We start from the raw sequence: 17684 nt of genomic DNA on the forward strand, positions 1-17684 counted from the left end.
GTTTCTCGGGCAAGGCGAAGAGCAGCCGAAGATAAAAGCGAGGTGATCCAGGCTGTCGAGCGCGGCGGGCATGCCGTCCATCGCCTTGGTTACGCAAGCGGACTAGATAAGCCCGGGCCATCTAGGAGTGGCGATGATCCGGTCTTGACGGATCAGTTTCGCCAAACCGCCGCGCCAGTGCCATCAGCACCACGAAGGTGGCGACCCACACCATCCGCGCGCCGTAGCGGTCGTGCGGGCCTGAAATCACGGCGCAGATGAAAGCGTTGCCGAGCAGCGCCAGCGTCACGGTCGCCGCCAGCAGCATCAAATCGTCCAGCCGGCGGTTCGCGAGCGCATGGCCGAGCAGCGCGACCAGCGCCAGCATCGAGGCCAGCGCCACCGGCACGTGCAGCCAGTTGATTGCGGTGAAGTCGAGCTGCCAATTCTGCTGCCGCGCGGCGCGCATCGGCCCGGCCTGCGCGGGGACGTAGCGTTCGATGATGCCGCGGGTGTGCGGGATCCAGCCATTGGTGCCTTCGCCGGTCGCGACATGCAGCAATTGCTGGCCCATCGCCCGCAGCGCCGCGCCGGCCTGCCAGGCCGGATAATCCTTCAGCGACTGCACGACGATGTAACCCATCTCCTCGTTCATGCCTTCAAAGCGGCCGAGCGCGTTGAACATGCTCTTGCCCCACAGGAACTCATCTGCCGTCGCCGGCAGTTCGTTGCGATAGGGACACAGCTTGTAGCGCTCGCGGGGACAATGGTCGTTGAGGTAGCGCGCGACGATGCCGTCCTGCATCATGCGGCCGAAGGCGACGCCGTAACCGCCGGGCGTCCAGGCCAGCTTGCCGGACAGCGCATAATTCGCCGAGACCAGCATCACCCCGCCCGCAACGATGGTGAGGCTGGCCTGCGCCAATCCGGCCAGCGGAAGGCGCTCCTTGAGAAACGGCCGTACCATCCAGCCCGCGACGCAAAGACCGAGCAGCACGCCGAGCGTGGCGCTGTGGGTGGCGGCGGCAAAGGCGGTGAAGACGAACAGCGAGATTTTCTCGAGCACCGAGGTTCGGCTGGCGCCGACGACCAGCAGGAACAGCGACAGCACCGAGAGTCCTGCAAAGATGTCGGTGAGCAGCATGCTCGCAAGCCAGGGCAGCGCGGTCGACAGGATCAGGCCAAGGCTGATCGCGACGAAGCGGACAGTCTGCATCATCGAGAGCACGCGCAGGGTGAGCTGCAACAGCCACAGCGTTGCCAGCGACTGGACCGCGAGGTTGATCCAAAAGCCAAAACTCTCGCCAAAGTGCAGATAGAGGCCGAACACCGTGGAGCGGCTGGGGACGAGATAGCCCTCGTACCAGCGCGCCAGATAGCCGCCGGTATCCCATTGCAACAGTGGGTAGCCGTTCCAGAACGCCGGCGCGATCATCAGGAGGGGCAGGGCCACCGCCGCCAGACGCAGCCAAAGCGTATCCCCGGCGCGTGCGCGCAATTGATCGGTGGTGATGCTCAAATCTGTTCCCCGTCCTCGCCCCGAACCATGCTCGCAATAAGGGTCGGGAGAGAATTCACCAATAGTTTGACGCGGCCCGACTTGAATTTGGCAAAACTCTGACCACTTTGAGCCGACCTTGCTGCTTGGGGGCTTCGAAAGAAACTGTTGTGTTTCAATGTCTTGGCATGCTTTGGCAGGGCAAGGCGCTGTTCACTCTCAGGCAAGCCGGTCAGGACTTCGTCGCCTACACTATGCTATAAAGCCGGCAAAACGAGCCCACTCGAAAGAGCAAATCCCAAAGAGCAAATCCATGGCAGTGCATCAGGTCAATCCGGGAGGAAAGCTCGCATCGCTCGATCCGATCTGGGACCGGATCCGGGGCGAAGCGGAGGACATCGTCCGTCGCGAGCCCGAGCTTGCGACTTTCATCTATTCGACGGTGCTGCATCACAGCCGCCTGGAAGATTCGGTGATCCACCGTGTCGCCGACCGGCTCGATCACTCCGCGCTGTCCGGCGACCTCGTGCGCCAGACCTATGGCGAGGCGCTGCGCGACGATCCCGATCTCGGCAACGCCTTCCGCGCCGATCTCGTGGCCGTCTACGATCGCGATCCCGCGACCTCGCGCTTCATCGATCCCTTGCTCTACTTCAAGGGCTTTCACGCCATCCAGACCCATCGCCTGGCGCACTGGCTCTGGCTGAAGGGCCGCAAGGATTTTGCGTATTACCTGCAGAGCCGCGCCTCCGCGGTGTTCCAGACCGACATCAATCCCGCCGCGCGCATCGGCCGCGGCATCTTCCTCGACCACGCCACCGGCTTCGTCTGCGGTGAGACGGCGGTGATCGAGGACGACGTCTCGATCCTGCACGGCGTCACGCTCGGTGGCACCGGCAAGGAGAACGAGGACCGTCATCCGAAGATCCGCCATGGCGTGTTGATCGGCGCCGGCGCGAAGATCCTCGGCAACATCGAGATCGGCCATTGCGCGCGCATCGCCGCCGGCTCGGTCGTGGTCAAGCCCGTGCCGCACAACGTCACCGTCGCGGGCGTGCCTGCCAAGGTCGTCGGCGAGGCCGGGTGCGCCGAACCGTCGCGCACGATGGATCAGATGATCAACGCGATGGGGCTTTGAGACTTGGGGCTTAAGACTTGGCTTTGAAGGCGAAAAGGGCCGGATTTCCGGCCCTTTCGGTCCCCAAATTCTTTGGCAATTCATGCTGGCGGTTCGTCGCGTCTCGTCCTAAAACCCGCCGACCATTTTCGATCGGAGACTTGCCGTGGACGTCAAAGAAGTCAGAAAGTTAGATGCGTATTTGAAGCGCGTATTCGGCAATCCCAAGATCCGCGTCGTGCCGCGGCCGAAGAAGGACGATTCCGCCGAAGTCTATATCGGCGAGGAATTCATCGGCGTTCTCTTCGTCGACGACGAGGACGACGATCGCTCGTTCCAGTTCCAGATGGCGATCCTCGAGGACGATCTCGTCGATCAGGAGTAGATGCGAGCGTGGTCCGGAAAAGTGCGCAGCGGTTTTCCGAAAAGATCATGCTTAAACAACAACCTAAAGCGCGATGACGATTCATCCTGATCGCATCGCGCTTTAGTGCGGTCCGGTGGCGCGATCGGTTCCGGGGTTACGCGCCCACCGCTGCGAGCATGTCGGGGATTGTGACGAATTTTTCCCGCGGCTTGCCGAGCAGGGCTCCCCTGGATTTCTCGGCAGTATCGATCACCATCCAGTCCGGATAGCTCACGACGCGGGTGACGCGGCCGACGACGCGTGCCAGCAGCGCATCCGGCGTGTCCGGGCGCGCTCGCCGATGCGCAAGATCCGCCAGCACGGCCTCTGCCGTGGCGATGCCGCAGCCGCGATTGGTGCCGATCGTGCCGTTCGGACCGCGCTTGCTCCATCCGCAGGCATAGAGGCCCTCGATCACGCAATGCCCGTTCGTGACACGTCCATTGGCATTGGCATGAACGCCGCGATGTGTGTCGTAGGGCACGCCGGTGACGGGCGCCGTCCTGCGGCCGACGCTGCCGAACACGAGGCCGCCGGCGATGTCCTCGACGGCGCCGGACCGGTGCGTCACCGAGAGGGTCTCCACCCGGTCTCGTCCGTGGATCGCGAGGGGCGAGAAGCCAAATCGAAAGACACAGCGGCGCGGCCTGGTCGCGGTCTGCTGCGAAAATCCGCGCAGCAGCGACAGCTTCTCGACCAGCTCCGGATCTGCGGGATGCTGCGGTTCGAAGTCCTTCGGCGTGACATCGCGGTCGTCGACGAGCGTGTCGCATGACCTCAATTCGAGGAAATCGCGCAATTCCTTGGCGCTAAATTTGGCCTGCACCGGTCCGCCGCGGCCGACGATGGAGATCTCGCGAATCCGGCTCGCCCCCAGCACCTCGAGCGCGTGGCGCGCGATGTCGGTCTGTCGCAGCTCGTCGGCGGTCTTGGCGAGAATGCGTGCGACGTCGAGTGCGACATTGCCGTGACCGATGATGATTGCCGCCTCATGGTCGAGATTGAAGCTGAGATCGGCGAAATCGGGGTGTCCGTTGTACCACGCGACGAAATCGCCGGCGCTGTGGCTCCCGGGAAGAGCCTCGCCCGGAATGCCCAGCGGCCGGCTCAGTTCGGCGCCCGTTGCCAACACGACGGCGTCATAGGCCTCACGCAGCTCGTCGACCGTGACATCGTCTCCGACCGTGACACCGCCGATGAAGCGAAAGCCGGGCATGGCGGCGATGCGGTCGAACGCTGCCGTCACCTGCTTGAGCTTCGGGTGGTCGGGCGCCACGCCGAACCGCACCAGCCCGTACGGCACCGGGAGCCGTTCGAACATGTCAACCGTCACGGATGTACCGGAACGCAAGAGGGCCTCGGCCGTGTAGAAGCCGCTCGGTCCGCTGCCGACCACGGCGACGCGCGTCCCGCCTGTCATCGGCCGAGCGCCAGGCGGCGTTCGTCGGCGCCCGGCAGAGGCACCAGGCGCGCGCTGATGACGGGAGTTTCGGCGGCGCGCTTGCGGTTGACGTCGATCCAGAATTTCTTGTCGGCTGCGAGGCGATAGTCGGGCTCGATCGCACCGACCGGGCAGGCCGGCGCGCAGCCGCCGCAGTCGATGCAGTTTTCCGGATCGATATAGGTCATGGACTCATCGAGGTGAAAACACTCGACGGGACACACCGTGACGCATTCGGTGTATCGGCACCCCCGGCAGTTGTCGGTGACCACATAAGTCATCGTCACGCCCCGCTGACTTGGACGAGGATGTCGGAGAATGTCGGGGCCCGGCCGAGGTCGGCGAACGCCGGCGGCGTCAGCACGTGGACCGTCGCGCCCTTGCGATTGGACCGCTGCCAGTACCCGGACGGCGCCACCACGACTCCAGGCATGATGTCGGACGAAACGGTCGCAAAGGCTTCGAATGAGCCCCGATCGTTGAACACGCGAATGGGCGCGCCGGCGACGATCCCGCGCTGTGCGGCATCATCGGGATTGAGAAGCACCGCCTGTTCTTCGCCGGCCTGGGCGGTTTGCGCGGGAAGATTGCCGTAATTCGAGTTCAGGAAGGCGTGGCTCTTCGGCGAGATCAGGCTGAGCGGGTAGCGCGTCGCGAGCACCGGCGCCGTGCGCGGGTTCTCGTTCGGCGGGATGTAGTGGGGCAGGGGATCGACCGGCGTGGCATCCTGGTCGCCGTTGTAGCCCTGGCGGAACAGCGGCACCACGAAGTTGCCGCCGCCCGCGATCGTCGATTTGAACTCGCACTTGCCGGAGGCGGTCGGGAAATTGCCCTCGCGATGCGGCGCCCAGTCGGCGGGCGCCGGCATGTTGAGGCGCGCATAGCCCTTGGTCTTGACGCCGTCGAGCGTGATGCCTTCGAGAACCGGGCTGCTCCAGTCGAGCGAAGCTTCGATGATTTCGTCGTCGGTCCGGAAGAAAGTGGGGTCGGTGATGCCCATTGCGCGCGCCAGGCGGCGGAACAGCTCGGTGTTGGAGACGGCTTCGCCGAGCGGCGCGATCGCCTGGTTGTTGTAGGAGAGGTAGAGGTGCCCCCAGGAGAACATGATGTCCTTCTGCTCGAGCTGCGTGGTTGCGGGCAAAACGATGTCGGCATATCTGGCGGTGTCGGTCAGGAAGTGCTCGCTGACGACGGTGAATAGATCCTCGCGTTCGAGCCCTTTTTCGAGCTTGGCCTGTTCGCTCACCATCGCCATCGGGTTGGCGTTGTAGACGAACAGCGCCTTGACCGGTGGGTCGAAGCCGAGCTCGCCGGTCAGCGCAGCTCCAAGCCGCCAGGAATTGAGCACGCGCATTGTCTCGGGCTGCAGATCGGGCCGCATCAGCACGTCCCATCTGACCGGGAAGGCCCAGATTGGCAGCTGGAGCAGGCCGCCACCGACATGCTTCCAGGCGCCGATCAGCCCCGGAAGGCAGGCGATCGCACGCACGGTCTGGCCGCCGCCGGCATGCCGCTCGACCGCGACGCCGATGCGTACGACGGCGGGCGGTGTGGTCGCAAATTCTCTGGCCAGCTTGAGGATGTCGTCGACGGGAATGCCAGTTTCCTGCGAGGCAAATTCAGGGGTGTAGGTCGCGGCCCGCTCGGCCAGCTCCTCATAGCCAACGGTGTATTTGTTGACGTAGTCGCGATCGACAAGGTTCTCTTTGATGATGACGTGGATCATCGCCAGCGCGAGCGCGGCGTCAGTGCCGGGCCGGATCGGAATGTGCCAGTCGGCGAGGCGCGCGGTGCGGGTGCGGACGGGATCGATCACGACGAGCTTGGCGCCGGCCTTCTTTGCCTGCTCGATGAACGGCCAGTGATGCGAGTTCGTGCTCAGCGTGTTGCAGGCCCACAGGATGATGTATTTCGAGTGCACGAAGCTTTCGGGGTCGACGCCGGGCGTGTGCCCGATCGTCATCATGTACGCTGTGCACGAGGCGGAGTCGCAGAACGTGCGCTCCAGCACTGTCGCACCCAGCTTGTTGAAGAGGGGATCTCCGACATTCAACCCGTTGATGATGCCCTGCGTGCCCAGATAGCTGTATGGCAGGATCGCCTGCGCGCCGTGCTCGGCGATCACGGAGGTCCAGCGCGATGCGATGGTGTCGATGGCTTCGTCCCAGGAAATCCGCTGGAATTGCCGGGAGCCCTTCGGGCCGACCCGCTTCAGCGGATGGAGGATGCGCTTGTCGCTGTAGACGCGCTCCTCGTAATTGTTGACCTTGACGCAGAGCCGTCCGCGCGTGAACGGGTGATCGGGATTGCCGCGGACGGCAATCGCCTTGCCGTCCTCGACCGTGGTCAGGATGGAGCAGGTGTCCGGGCAGTCGTGGGGGCATGCGCCTATGACCGTGGACCTCGCCATGGATCTCTCCGCTTCCTGATTCAAGACGGTCCGAAGGATGCGGCGGCCGGACCCGCCTTGGCTTTTCAAAACGTGCGGTGTTGTTGTCCCGGACTGCTCTCGTCCGGTGGACGCCCTGGCGGTTCTCTGGCATGCTAATTGCTGGAACCGGCAATACCTCTCTACCCGTACATCGCGTGATCTGGCGGAGATTTCCGATGGGTATGCTTGGCAACTCTGTCGATAAATATGTTACCGGCAGAATGCTCCAGACGTCCAACGACCGGCGGTGGGGGCATCTCCTGGCGGAGCGATGGAGTCATGAGCCGGGCGATCTCCCTCCGCAATTGCCGCGTGATACCGAGATCGCGATATTGCTGCGCGGCAGTTCGGTCGTCGACCGCGAAGGCGCTGGCATGCGGCAGCGCACCTTCGGCAGGAGAGGCACCGTCTGGCTCTGCCCGGCCGGCATCCGCGAAGACTTCATCCGCGTCGAGAACCAGATGCAGGAATGCCTGCATCTCTTTCTTCCGGGCAAGCCGTTCGACGACACCATGCTTAGGGATCTCGACATCGATCCCTCGGGCATGTCCATCCGTTACGAGACGATCGATCGGGACATGTTCATCGAGCATGTCGCGGACCGCATTCTCGCGGAGCTCGCGCAGGAGACCTCCACAGGCCGCCTTTTGATCGAAAGCCTGGGGCGGGCCTTGTCCGCCCATCTGGTGCACAGCTACGCCGCCAGTTCAGTCCGGCTGAAGCAATCCTATGCCGTGCAGAAACCGCTCGATGCAAGGCGCCTGTCGCGCGTCACGGAATTCATCGACGCATCCGTCGAGCGCGAGTTCACCGTGAAGGATCTCGCATCGGTGGCCTGCATGAGCCCGGCGCATTTCTCCCGCAGCTTCAAGGCGGCGACCGGAACTGCACCGCACGAATATGTCAGCCGTCAGCGCCTCGATCTCGCCAAGCGGCTCCTATCGACCAGCGATCGCCCGCTGGTCGATATCGCCTTTGCCGCGGGATTTTTCCTCGCAGGCCAATTTCAACCGCGCCTTCCGCAAGGCGGTCGGCACGACGCCGAGCCTTTATCGGGCGCGGAAGGGGCAGGATTGAGCCTGCCCGCATCAAGTGTGGATGATGTGGCCTTGAGATCCCACGGGTTTTGCCCGATGGGTCAAGCTTTGATTCGTAAATAACGAATATCTAAAAATACGAAGTGCGGCCGTGACTTGGCTACTGTGCATGGGGTTGTTTTTCGAGATTTGGTTCGATGAGGGGTTGAGCCCGGCCTGCAAGCCGATCTCGCGGCCGCGCTCAGCCCCTCGGCCCGCGCAGCTGCGCCGTCAGCCTGTCCATCGCCTCCGCCGCATCGCGCCATTGCGACAGCCAGCTGCGCGGGAAGCGGAAGGTGAGGTCGGCGCCGCCGACGCGGCGCTCGGACAGGCACATGCCGGGCGTTGACGCATCGCGGGTGCAGCGCGCGGTCAGCGCGGGGCTTGCAGCCGAATAGAAATCTTCGCTGCCGTATGGCGTGTCAGCACGGAACATCCGCATCGTCAGGCCGTCCGCGGGCGTCGCTGCGGCCTGGTCGAGATAGCGCGGATAGATCGTGGCTGTCCGCTGCTCGGGCGAGAGCGCATCGTGATGGGCCGTGATCGATAGGAAGATGCGGTCGATCGATTGCGCCGCCGCCTCCACCGTGTCGGCGGTGACGTGTTTCGGCGCGCCAGGCGGCTCGAGCGAGGGATAGAGGAAGTCGAGATCGATGCGCTCCTGCGGCCCGGAGTGCCGCTGGATCTTCATGCGGATCGCCGTCACCGGCAGGTTGAACAGCGTGCCGCCGACGCTCACCGGCAGCTTGTCCGGGGCGTTCGCGCCGCGGGTGCCCCAGGTCGGCCACAACAGATAGGCGACGAGCGCGACCGCGCAGACCGCAGCAATGCCGCCGAGCACGATCGGGACGGCATGCGCCCAGGTGCGCGTGCGGGGGGATCTATGGGGAACTGCCGAAAACACCGTCATGAGCTTGTACGAGGTCGAGCCGGAAGTCGGCCGGTGGCCGACGAATCAGCGGCGAATATGCCACGCGGCGGCGATTTCGCGCAGCGTTCCCGGCTGCGGGGGGGCGGGGACGGCCCTGCGTGGACAGGACGGCGGCGTTAACCTTCCCTTAAGGATAATGTAGCGTTAACCGGCTCCATTTGTCACAGGAATGCTCGGCGTTGCGTAAGAGCGGACCGTTCCGATGACACCTGAAGCTTTCAACACCTTCTTCTCGATCTGCATTGGCTTCGCGCTCGCGGGCGCGCTCGTGAACGGATACCAGGCGCTGGCGCAGCGGCCCGCCGGGTTCGGCCTGCTGCAGGACGGCGTGGCGCCGAAGACCTTCGCTGCGGTGCCGTTCCTGGTGTTCGCCGCGCCCTTCATCATCATGCGCAACACGCTGCGCGGCATGCGGGTGGAAAGCCGCCGCGCCGAGTTCGTGATGATGGCGACCCTCATCGCCGGCTTCTGGAGCATGATGAGCGGCACCTTCTTCCTGATGACGCTGCGCGCGGCCGGCGTTCTGGGCTGACGCCCGCGCATTGAGCTCTGCCGGCGCGGGCCTTTGCGTCGCGGCTGCCGTTTGGCTATGCCAGTGGTCAACGCGACAGGAGACCCCCAATGGCGATCTACGAGCTCGACGGGCAGGCGCCCGACCTTCCCGCCGACGGCAATTATTTCATCGCCGAGACCGCCACCGTGATCGGTCGCGTGCGCCTGAAGCCGGGCGCAAGCGTCTGGTTTGGCGCGGTGTTGCGCGGCGACAATGAGTGGATCGAGATCGGCGAGGGCGCCAATGTGCAGGACGGCTCGACCTGCCACACCGATCTCGGCTTTCCGCTTCACATCGGCCGGAACTGCACGGTCGGCCACAATGTCATCCTGCACGGCTGCACCATCGAGGAGGGCGCGCTGATCGGCATGGGCTCGATCGTGATGAACGGGGCGAAGATCGGCAGCAACAGCATCGTCGGAGCCGGTTCCGTCATCACCGAGGGCAAGGAATTTCCCGAACGTTCCCTGATCATCGGCTCGCCGGCGCGCGTGATCCGCACGCTCGACGACGCCCAGGTGCAGAAGATGGGGAGTGCGGCGAGGTTTTACGTGGCCAACGGTCCGCGCTTCAAGAAGGGCCTGAAGCGGATCGGGTGAGAAGTCCGCGCGGCCTCTCCGCGCGGCACGGTTCCGTACCGTGAAAATACAGGCCGGTACTTTAATCCTCCGCTAGCGCGATCACGCTTATCGTCGAGCGTTTTCAACTAGGGGGAGCGGCGCCATGAATGCGACGGCGCTGGGATCCGGCTTCGGTGCCGGAACCAATCTATTGAAGAAGTTCGTAAGACTAGCTCGTGGCGCCGACACGCTGACCGTCGCCGAGAAGGTCTACAGCATCGCCGCCTTCCTTGCGATCGTCACCACCTTCCTCCTGGTGATGTCGGTCCAGTCCGTGCGCTTGCAGACGACGTATCGCCACATGCATGTCACCGCCGCCGAGGCGGCGATCGGCGTCGGGCGCATCAATGCGCTGATCTATGCCATCGTGATGGAATCACGCGGCATCTACATGTCGGCCGATCGTCGTGCGATGAAGCCGTTCGCGGACGGGCTGGTGCGGCGCAACCGCGAGCTCGCCGAGGCCGTGAAGAGCATGGAGAAGAACGTCGGCGACGACGACGCCGAGCTGTTCGCGAGCTTCCGCCAGCGCATCTTGCAATTCATCGACTTCCGTCAGGAGCTGGTGCGGCGCGGGATCGAGATCAGCCCGGCCGCGGGGCGCGAATGGGGCGACAATGACGCCAACCGCACCGTGCGCAGCAAGCTCAACAGCGATATCGAGGCGCTCGAGCGCATCTACCAGCAGCGCGCCCGCGAGGCGGACGAACTCGCCAATGAGAACCGCTATGCGGCTGCCTATCTGTTCGCACTCGGACTCGCCGCCTTGATGCTGGCAGCGCTCAACGTCGTCGTCATGCGCAGTTCGATCGTCGGCGCCCTGGCCGATATCACGCAGGCGACCGACCGGATCGCGCAAGGCGACGTCAAGAGCGAGGTGCCGCATCTCGACCGTCACGACGAGATCGGACGCCTTGCGCGCGCCGTGCAGAACTTCCGCGACGCCGTCGCGCGCATCTTCGAGCTCGAGGAGCTCGAGCTCGGCACCGCCCAGGCGCGCGACGCCGCGCGGACCGAGCGCGACCAATTCAACGACAAGTACCAGGCCAAGAAGTGGCAGCTCTCGGCGGCGATCAACAGCATGCCGCAGGGCCTGATCATGCTCGACGGCAAGGCGGTCGTGGTCGCGATGAACTCGAACTACCGGCAGATCTACAATCTGCCCGAGACGATCCAGGCCGGATCGACCCTCGAGGATATCCTCCAGCACCGGGTCAAGAGCGGGCTGTTCAGCGGCGACGTCGCGAAATATGTTGCAGCTGTTCTCGACCGGATCGCCAGGCGCGAACCGGCGGCCTACGAGATCGCCCTGAACGACGGCCGCATCATCAAGATCTACGAGCGTCCGATGGACGGCGGCGGCTGGGTGTCGGTGCAGGAGGACGTCACCGAACAGCGCCAGCGCGAGCGCATTCTCGAGCGGATGGAGCGCTTCCTCGCCACCATCATCGAGAACGTGGCCGAGGGCATCATCGCCAAGGATGCGCGCAATCTGCGCTACGTCTTCGTCAACAAGGCGGCCGAGAAGATGATCGGCATGTCGCGCGGCGAGATCATCGGCAAGACCGCGCGGGAATTGTTCTCCCCGGAGGCGGCCGAACTGATCGAGCGGCGCGACAAGCAGCTGCTCGCGCAGAAACAGCAGCTCGAGCCGATCATCGATACCATCGACAATCCCGCGCGCGGGCGCCGCGTCATCTCCGCACGGCGGGTTCAGATCGGTGGCGCCAGCGAAGAGTCCCACATGTTCGTGACCATGGTCGAGGACCGGACGGAGAATATGGTGGCGGCCGCCTAGCGATTATGCGCGCCCTCACGGCAGCACCGCGTCAGCGCCCTTCGGATTCGCGCGCTTCGATTGCGCCTGCGACCTTCTCGTGGCCGGCGGCCCACAGCGCATGCTCGTCGCTGCCGCCGAGGTAAGGATTGGCTTCGGCCGGGATGTTGTCGCGCGCGGCGCGTTCGCCTTCTGCAAAAGGATCGCGATCGGTCATCGTGATTGAGCCTCCTCGCTTTCAAGCTGATGTGACGGCATTTGTTCCGGAACCGGCCTTCGCCGCGGCGGTTGACCGGTAAAGGAGAATTCTCATGGCCGCATCGTCTGCAACCGTCTCAATCAAGACCATGATGGTGATCTTCGCCCTTGTGGCGATGCCAGCCGTCGCATTCGCGCAGGCGGGCGGCGGTTCTACCGGATCGACCGGAGGCGCTGCGGGATCGACTGGAGGCTCCGTCGGATCGAGCGGAGGTGTTGCCAACTCGCCGGCTCCGCCGCCCGGCACCAACAGCCTGGGTACGGCTCAGTCATCCGGCCCGGGCTCCGGAGTTACGACCGGCAGCGGCACAGGCGGCAGCGCCGATGCCACCGTCAATGCCGAGAATCGGATGCTCGACAAGAAGCTCAAGAGCATCTGCCGCGGCTGCTGATCCTCGCGCGGAAGTGAGACAGCGTGGCTGTCCCGAATGCGCGAGGGACGTTAGCTTGATCCTGCTTTGAAGCGTGGAGCGTGTCCACGCGGAGGATCGAGTGATGTTACGCAGGATGATGATGGCGGCGCTGGCCGTCGCGGCAGTCGGACTGTCGGCGCCGCACGTGGCCCACGCAGGCGGATTCGGACATGGCGGCGGAGGACATGGCGGTTGGGGGCACGGCGGGGGCGGCTGGGGCCATGGCGGCCATTGGCATGGCGGCGGCTTCTGGCCCGGAGTTGCGATCGGGGCAGGCATCGCCGGCGCCGGCTACTATGGCGGTTATTACGGCTACGGCTACCCCTATTACGGCGGTCCTACTTATTATAGTACCGGCTACGGCGACTACAACGATGGTTATGGCGGCTGCTACGTCGCGCGCAAGCGCGTCATGACGCCGGCGGGCTGGCGTATCCGCCGCGTGGACGTCTGCGAATAGCGTCCCACAAAAAAACAAGGCCGTTGACGCAGTATACCGTCAACGACCTTGCCAGCCCCGGACATTGAAATCGGCTCACGCCATCCGGTAGGGGCGAGCATCGCGCGGAATCACACCGCTGAATGTGATCCAGTTCACAAGTGGCGAAAATAAAAGTTCCACCGCGGGGCGGACGCTCAGCCGCGCGAGCGCTTTCGCGCGCTGGCGTGGGCACGGTGCCGCGCCGGTTTCCTGCGGGTAACCGAGGGCGTTTCAACTTCGGTCGCCCGTGCGCTGGCAAACGACTGCCGCAAGCCGTCGATGGACTCGTTCAGCGATGCGACCTGCTCGGACAGGCGCTTGGTGTCGGCCTGCTGCGCCGCCATCAGCCGCTTCATCGTCTGGAGCTGGTCCTGCACGACCTGCAGCTGGTCGATCGATTCCTGCTGCGTCGCCTCCAGCCCCTTGGTCTTCTCGACCAGCTGTTCGGAGGCCTGGGCCGTGCGGGCCTGGAGCTGCCGCGATGCCACCACCCGGTCGGCTTCAGGTGCGGCGCCGGTATAGGCCCGCCAGATCGCGATCGAGGTCACCCCTGCAATCAGGAGCAGGAGCGCAGCGGCGGTCAGCGCGATGGGCTGGGCGCCAAGGCGAAGCAGGGGGTTCGACGGTGTGTCCTGGGCGAGATCGATCATCGCTGACAAAACCCAAATTGAAACTTGGTGAGTGGCGAAGACCGGCAACCAGAGGTCGCCGGGGCGTCCCGAAAGTGTTACGTTTCCGCAAGGAATGGGACCAAAAAGAGGCTAAGGGCCAAAAAACCAGGAATCAGCGGGCCTTGCGGCCTCCAAGGCTCCGCCCTGGCGCGGGAATCAAGGTTGAAACGGCGCAAACGGCCCAGAATAGGTCTTGGCGCGCGGTGCCGCATAGGGTCCGAGCCGGGAGGTCTTCAGGCCCAGCCGCACCAGTGATTCCGCCAGCGTCACCGCTGCGGCGACGCCGTCGATCACGGGCAGGCCGTGCGTGGCGGCAAGCTCAGCGGCGAGATCGGCCATGCCGGCACAGCCGAGCACGATGGCTTCCGCCCGGTCGTCGCGGATCGCGGCCGTGATCTCGGTGGAGATCTTTGCGAGCGCGTCCGTGTTGCGCTCCTCGAGCGCCAGCACCGGGACCTCGGCGGCGCGCACGCGGGCGCAGCGATCAGCGAGGCCGTATTTCCGCAAATTATGTTCGATCGGCACGATGGAGACACCGAGCGTCGTCACCACGGCAAAGCGCGCAGCGATCAGGCTCGCCATGTGGAAGCCGGCCTCTCCAATGCCGATCACCGGCGCCCTCGCGACGGCGCGCGCGGCATCCAAGCCGGTGTCGTCGAAGCAGGCGATGATGTGGGCCTCCGCACCATCGCTGTCGGCCTCGCGGATGCAGCCGAGCATGCCGGGCACGGCGAAGGCTTCGTCGTAAAATCCCTCGATCGAGACGGGGCCCATCGTCGGCTGCCGCGCGTCGATCACCGTGCCGGGCAGGGCGATGCTGCGCGCTGCAGCGGCGATCTTCGCCGTCATGGACGCTGTGGTGTTGGGATTGACGACGTGCAGCCGCATCGGATCAGACGAGCCCTTTGCCGGCGTCCGAACCCTTCGCCGCCTGCCGCTTGTTGAGCATGTGGATGGTGCCGAGCGCAAGCGTGATCACCGTGAACGAGACGGCCGAGATCACGGTGCCGAGCGCGTAGATGTCGGGATTCGTCACCGTGGTGGTCAGGCCCTGCAGATCGAGCGGCAGCGTATTCACCGCCCCGATCGCCTGGCTGGACCGGGCGAGCTCGTCCCAGGACAGCGTGAAGCCGAACAGGCCGATGCCGATCACGGAAGGCAGGATGATCGGCAGCACGACATGGCGAAAGGTCTGCCACGGCGTCGCCCCCAGATCGCGCGCGGCTTCCTCGAGGCGGGGATCGAAGCGGTTGAAGATCGCGAACATGATGAGAAGGCCGAACGGCAGCGTCCAGGTCAGGTGTGCGCCGAGACCCGATGTGAGCAGGCCCATCGAGGTCTCGAAATTCTCGTTCCAATGCGCCTTGATCAGATCGTCGATGATACGAAACTCAAGTGAGATGCCGAGCGAGGTGATGATCGAGGGCACGATCAGGCTGGCGATCGCCGAGTAGAACAGGATGCTTTGCGCCCGGAACTTCCTGCGAAAGGCCATGCCGGCGGCGACCGACAGCACGACGGTGACGATCATCACGATCACGCCGAGCAGCAGCGAGCGACGGAAGGCCGCGCCGAGGTCGACGATGCCGGTGCCCTGGAACAGCTTTGCGATCCAGAAGGTCGACACGCCATTCATCGGGAAGGTGAGGCCGCCCTGCGGCCCCTGGAACGACAGCACATAGATCGCGAGCATCGGGCCGTAGAGGAACAGCACATAGGCCGCGAAGAAGATCGCGAGCACGTAGAACGAGCGCGGGCGTCCTTCCTTCATGCTCTAGAGTTCCTTCTTGATGTCGACGATGCGCGACATCATGGTGATGATCAGGAAAGTGATCGCGAGCAGGATCACGGCGTTGGCCGCTGCGGCCGGGAATTGCAGCGCGTTGACCCGCGTCTCGATGATCTTGCCGGCAGCTGCGATCTGCTGGCCGCCCATCACCCCGATGGTGATGAAGTCGCCCATCACGATGGTGATGACGAAGATCGAGCCGATCACGATGCCCGGCTTTGCCAGCGGGATGATGACGTTGACCAGCGTCTGGACGCCGGTCGCGCCGGCGTCATAGGCGGCCTCGATCAGCGACTTGTCGATGCGGATCATCGAATTGAAGATTGGCACCACCATGAAGAAGGTGAAGAGGTGCACCAGCGCCAGCACCACCGAGAATTCGGAAAACAGCAGCCATTCCAGTGGGTGGTTGATCAGGCCCGTTTTGACCAGGCCGGAATTGACGAGGCCGTTGCGCCCGAGCAGCGGGATCCAGGCGATCATGCGGATCACGTTGGAGGTCCAGAACGGGATCGTGCAGAGCAGCGACAATCCCATCTGCCAGGTCTTGGACTTGACATGGAAGGCGAGGAAATAGGCGACCCAGAAGCCGATAAACAGCGTGATCGCCCAGACCAGGAAGCACAGCTTCAGCGTCTTCAGATAGGTCTTGCCGATCGTGCAGAGGTCGGGGAGCTGCGCGATGCAGCCTTCGAACGTGTCGGTGTAACCGCGGCCCGAGAAGGCCGGCAGCAACTGGTATTCGTTGTAGTCCCAGAACGAGACGATGACGACGAAGACGAGCGGAATGAGGAAGAAGGCCAGAAACACCAGCATCATCGGCCCGGCCTGAAGCCAGGAGATGAAGGAGGGCGACAGGCGCGTCGGCTTTGCCGCGCGCGCTGTGCCCGACCCCGGGATCAAGCCCGGGGACGCCTGTTGCAGGACCTCTTCCGACATGTCCATTAGGCCGCGATGAACTCATTCCACTTGCGGACCATATAGTCGTTCTCGTCCATCACCGCGTTCCAGCAGGCGACGCCGCCCATGCGGTCCTCATAGGAGCCGCCGTCACGCACGGCGCCGGCCTTTTCGAGCAGCGAGCCGTCGGGCGCCTTGATGTCCTTCTCGGCCGGCTTGCCTTCCATCCAATAGGCCCACTCGTAGGGCTCCATATGCGCCTTCGCGGTGGAGAGCACGGCGGAGTAGTAGCCCTGGCGATTGAGATAGGCGCCGGCATAGCCGGACAGGAACCAGTTCACGAACTCATAGGCCCATTCGAGCTTCGCGCCCGAGACGCCCTTGGAGACGCAGAAGCCCGAAGCCCAGGAGCGATAGCCTTCCTTCAGCGGCTGGAAGGTGCAGGCAATGCCCATCGAGCGGACCTTGGTGACTGCCGGCGACCACATCGACTGGATCACGGTTTCCCCTGATGCCATCAGGTTGACGCTCTCGTTGAAGTCTTTCCAGAAGGCGCGGAACTGGCCGGCCTTCTTGGCCTCGGTCATCACCTTCATGGTGAGATCGATCTCTTCCTTGGTCATGTTGCCCTTGTCGGCATATTTGTACTTGCCGGTGGCTTCCACGACCATCGCGGCGTCCATGATGCCGATCGAGGGGATGTTAAGGATCGAGGCCTTGCCCTTGAACTCGGGGTTGAGCAGCTCGGACCAGGAGCTGATCGGCCGCTTGATCAGGTCGGGGCGGATGCCCAGCGTGTCGGCGTTGTAGACCGTCGGGATCAGCGTGACGAATTCAGTCGCCGAGGTCGCGAACTTCTTGGAGTCCTTGCCTTCGAGATACAGCACCTTCCAGGGCGCGGTGCCCTGGCCGCCGATCTTCTTGCCGCCGGGCGTTTCGCCCTTGGTGAAGACGGGCGTGATGTTGTCGAACTGTTTGATCTTCCTGGCGTCGAGCGCGAGGATGTTGCCCGACGGCACGATCTTCTTCAGCGAGAAATATTCGGTGTCCAGCACGTCGAAGGAGTTCGGCTGGGTCATCACGCGCTTGGTGACGTCGTCAGTGGTCGCGGTGATGTATTCGATCTTGATGCCGGTGTCCTTCAGGCACTGCTTGGAGATGTCGTCGCCCTCGTTCACGGCGGTGCCGAGATAGCGCAGCACCTTCGTCTCGGCCGACTTCACATAGGGAAAGCCGGTGATGGCGCCGGAGCCGGCGGCAAGGCCGGCCAGACTGGCGGTGCCCTTGAGCAGCGTGCGGCGGCTGACGCCCTTGGTCCTTGTGGTCTCGCTCATGTCAGTCAC

General features: G+C 64.1%; 19 protein-coding genes. 8 read left to right on the top strand and 11 right to left on the bottom strand.

All coding sequences use genetic code 11. From position 1 onward, the window contains the following. Positions 1-121 precede the first annotated feature (121 nt). Positions 122-1498, bottom strand: a complete 1377-nt coding sequence (locus tag BM190_RS22950; protein ID WP_177237228.1) for a hypothetical protein — start codon at positions 1496-1498, stop codon at positions 122-124. A 292-nt stretch (positions 1499-1790) separates the two neighbouring features. Between BM190_RS22950 and cysE the strand changes: the two genes are divergently transcribed. Continuing rightward, a complete protein-coding gene (gene cysE, locus BM190_RS22955; RefSeq protein ID WP_018322099.1) occupies positions 1791-2615 on the top strand; it encodes a serine O-acetyltransferase in 825 nt (274 codons plus the stop codon). Positions 2616-2760: 145 nt separating this feature from the next. After that, complete coding sequence (locus tag BM190_RS22960) at positions 2761-2979, top strand: DUF3126 family protein (RefSeq protein WP_007602550.1); 219 nt, start codon at positions 2761-2763, stop codon at positions 2977-2979. Positions 2980-3115: 136 nt separating this feature from the next. Here BM190_RS22960 and BM190_RS22965 read toward each other — a convergent pair whose 3' ends face one another. Genes BM190_RS22965 through BM190_RS22975 form a run of 3 tightly spaced genes read right to left on the bottom strand, consistent with a single transcriptional unit; the run spans position 3116 to position 6851 of the window. Beyond that, positions 3116-4420: an FAD-dependent oxidoreductase gene (locus BM190_RS22965; protein ID WP_092259208.1), complete on the bottom strand. Its 1305-nt coding sequence runs from the start codon at positions 4418-4420 to the stop codon at positions 3116-3118. Then, positions 4417-4722: a ferredoxin family protein gene (locus BM190_RS22970; protein ID WP_026202677.1), complete on the bottom strand. Its 306-nt coding sequence runs from the start codon at positions 4720-4722 to the stop codon at positions 4417-4419. Before BM190_RS22970 ends, BM190_RS22965 begins: the two co-directional genes overlap by 4 nt. A 2-nt stretch (positions 4723-4724) precedes the next feature. Further along, a complete protein-coding gene (locus BM190_RS22975) occupies positions 4725-6851 on the bottom strand; it encodes a molybdopterin-containing oxidoreductase family protein (protein WP_092259209.1) in 2127 nt (708 codons plus the stop codon). 83 nt (positions 6852-6934) lie between these two features. Here BM190_RS22975 and BM190_RS22980 point away from each other — a divergent pair, with 83 nt between their 5' ends. Continuing rightward, positions 6935-8032: an AraC family transcriptional regulator gene (locus BM190_RS22980; protein WP_244550707.1), complete on the top strand. Its 1098-nt coding sequence runs from the start codon at positions 6935-6937 to the stop codon at positions 8030-8032. Positions 8033-8150: 118 nt separating this feature from the next. Here the strand turns inward: BM190_RS22980 and BM190_RS22985 are convergent, their stop codons facing one another. Further along, on the bottom strand, positions 8151-8858 hold the full coding sequence (locus BM190_RS22985; protein ID WP_092259210.1) for a hypothetical protein: 708 nt from the start codon (positions 8856-8858) through the stop codon (positions 8151-8153). A gap of 223 nt (positions 8859-9081) precedes the next feature. Here BM190_RS22985 and BM190_RS22990 point away from each other — a divergent pair, with 223 nt between their 5' ends. The 3 genes from BM190_RS22990 to BM190_RS23000 all read left to right on the top strand — a co-directional run bounded on the left by BM190_RS22990 (position 9082) and on the right by BM190_RS23000 (position 11850). Continuing rightward, positions 9082-9411, top strand: coding sequence for a DUF6949 family protein (locus BM190_RS22990; protein WP_018322105.1), 330 nt, complete (start codon positions 9082-9084; stop codon positions 9409-9411). A gap of 89 nt (positions 9412-9500) precedes the next feature. Next, positions 9501-10031: a gamma carbonic anhydrase family protein gene (locus tag BM190_RS22995; protein ID WP_092259211.1), complete on the top strand. Its 531-nt coding sequence runs from the start codon at positions 9501-9503 to the stop codon at positions 10029-10031. 124 nt (positions 10032-10155) lie between these two features. Then, entirely contained in the window at positions 10156-11850 is a 1695-nt protein-coding gene (locus tag BM190_RS23000) for a PAS-domain containing protein (RefSeq protein ID WP_092259212.1), read from the top strand. A gap of 31 nt (positions 11851-11881) precedes the next feature. Here the strand turns inward: BM190_RS23000 and BM190_RS40620 are convergent, their stop codons facing one another. Continuing rightward, positions 11882-12046 (bottom strand): hypothetical protein, encoded by a 165-nt coding sequence (locus BM190_RS40620; protein WP_177237229.1) that lies wholly within the window; start codon positions 12044-12046, stop codon positions 11882-11884. 94 nt (positions 12047-12140) lie between these two features. On the opposite strand from BM190_RS40620, the gene BM190_RS23005 reads away from it, so the two are divergent. Next, a complete protein-coding gene (locus BM190_RS23005; protein WP_092259213.1) occupies positions 12141-12479 on the top strand; it encodes a hypothetical protein in 339 nt (112 codons plus the stop codon). A 103-nt stretch (positions 12480-12582) separates the two neighbouring features. Beyond that, positions 12583-12960, top strand: coding sequence for a hypothetical protein (locus BM190_RS23010; RefSeq protein ID WP_092259214.1), 378 nt, complete (start codon positions 12583-12585; stop codon positions 12958-12960). A 176-nt stretch (positions 12961-13136) separates the two neighbouring features. On the opposite strand, the gene BM190_RS23015 is transcribed toward BM190_RS23010, so the two are convergent. The 5 genes from BM190_RS23015 to BM190_RS23035 all read right to left on the bottom strand — a co-directional run bounded on the left by BM190_RS23015 (position 13137) and on the right by BM190_RS23035 (position 17675). Continuing rightward, on the bottom strand, positions 13137-13631 hold the full coding sequence (locus tag BM190_RS23015) for a hypothetical protein (protein ID WP_018322110.1): 495 nt from the start codon (positions 13629-13631) through the stop codon (positions 13137-13139). A gap of 177 nt (positions 13632-13808) precedes the next feature. Further along, positions 13809-14540, bottom strand: a complete 732-nt coding sequence (locus BM190_RS23020) for an aspartate/glutamate racemase family protein (RefSeq protein ID WP_092259215.1) — start codon at positions 14538-14540, stop codon at positions 13809-13811. Between the two features lie 4 nt (positions 14541-14544). Next, a complete protein-coding gene (locus BM190_RS23025; protein WP_092259216.1) occupies positions 14545-15423 on the bottom strand; it encodes an ABC transporter permease in 879 nt (292 codons plus the stop codon). A gap of 3 nt (positions 15424-15426) precedes the next feature. After that, the gene (locus tag BM190_RS23030; protein WP_092259217.1) at positions 15427-16386 is read right to left on the bottom strand and encodes an ABC transporter permease; all 960 of its coding nucleotides are present in this window, start codon (positions 16384-16386) and stop codon (positions 15427-15429) included. Beyond that, a complete protein-coding gene (locus BM190_RS23035; RefSeq protein ID WP_026202682.1) occupies positions 16386-17675 on the bottom strand; it encodes an ABC transporter substrate-binding protein in 1290 nt (429 codons plus the stop codon). Before BM190_RS23035 ends, BM190_RS23030 begins: the two co-directional genes overlap by 1 nt. Positions 17676-17684 lie beyond the last annotated feature (9 nt).

Source organism: Bradyrhizobium sp. Rc3b, assembly GCF_900114915.1.
GTDB lineage: Bacteria > Pseudomonadota > Alphaproteobacteria > Rhizobiales > Xanthobacteraceae > Bradyrhizobium.

Bases quoted from the DNA above. Each gene is read 5' to 3' on its own strand.
- cysE (WP_018322099.1), top strand. From the start codon at position 1,791: ATGGCAGTGCATCAGGTCAATCCGGGAGGAAAGCTCGCATCGCTCGAT.
- BM190_RS22965 (WP_092259208.1), bottom strand. From the start codon at position 4,420: ATGACAGGCGGGACGCGCGTCGCCGTGGTCGGCAGCGGACCGAGCGGC.
- BM190_RS22970 (WP_026202677.1), bottom strand. From the start codon at position 4,722: ATGACTTATGTGGTCACCGACAACTGCCGGGGGTGCCGATACACCGAA.
- BM190_RS22975 (WP_092259209.1), bottom strand. From the start codon at position 6,851: ATGGCGAGGTCCACGGTCATAGGCGCATGCCCCCACGACTGCCCGGAC.
- BM190_RS22985 (WP_092259210.1), bottom strand. From the start codon at position 8,858: ATGACGGTGTTTTCGGCAGTTCCCCATAGATCCCCCCGCACGCGCACC.
- BM190_RS22990 (WP_018322105.1), top strand. From the start codon at position 9,082: ATGACACCTGAAGCTTTCAACACCTTCTTCTCGATCTGCATTGGCTTC.
- BM190_RS22995 (WP_092259211.1), top strand. From the start codon at position 9,501: ATGGCGATCTACGAGCTCGACGGGCAGGCGCCCGACCTTCCCGCCGAC.
- BM190_RS23000 (WP_092259212.1), top strand. From the start codon at position 10,156: ATGAATGCGACGGCGCTGGGATCCGGCTTCGGTGCCGGAACCAATCTA.
- BM190_RS40620 (WP_177237229.1), bottom strand. From the start codon at position 12,046: ATGACCGATCGCGATCCTTTTGCAGAAGGCGAACGCGCCGCGCGCGAC.
- BM190_RS23005 (WP_092259213.1), top strand. From the start codon at position 12,141: ATGGCCGCATCGTCTGCAACCGTCTCAATCAAGACCATGATGGTGATC.
- BM190_RS23010 (WP_092259214.1), top strand. From the start codon at position 12,583: ATGTTACGCAGGATGATGATGGCGGCGCTGGCCGTCGCGGCAGTCGGA.
- BM190_RS23015 (WP_018322110.1), bottom strand. From the start codon at position 13,631: ATGATCGATCTCGCCCAGGACACACCGTCGAACCCCCTGCTTCGCCTT.
- BM190_RS23020 (WP_092259215.1), bottom strand. From the start codon at position 14,540: ATGCGGCTGCACGTCGTCAATCCCAACACCACAGCGTCCATGACGGCG.
- BM190_RS23025 (WP_092259216.1), bottom strand. From the start codon at position 15,423: ATGAAGGAAGGACGCCCGCGCTCGTTCTACGTGCTCGCGATCTTCTTC.
- BM190_RS23030 (WP_092259217.1), bottom strand. From the start codon at position 16,386: ATGGACATGTCGGAAGAGGTCCTGCAACAGGCGTCCCCGGGCTTGATC.
- BM190_RS23035 (WP_026202682.1), bottom strand. From the start codon at position 17,675: ATGAGCGAGACCACAAGGACCAAGGGCGTCAGCCGCCGCACGCTGCTC.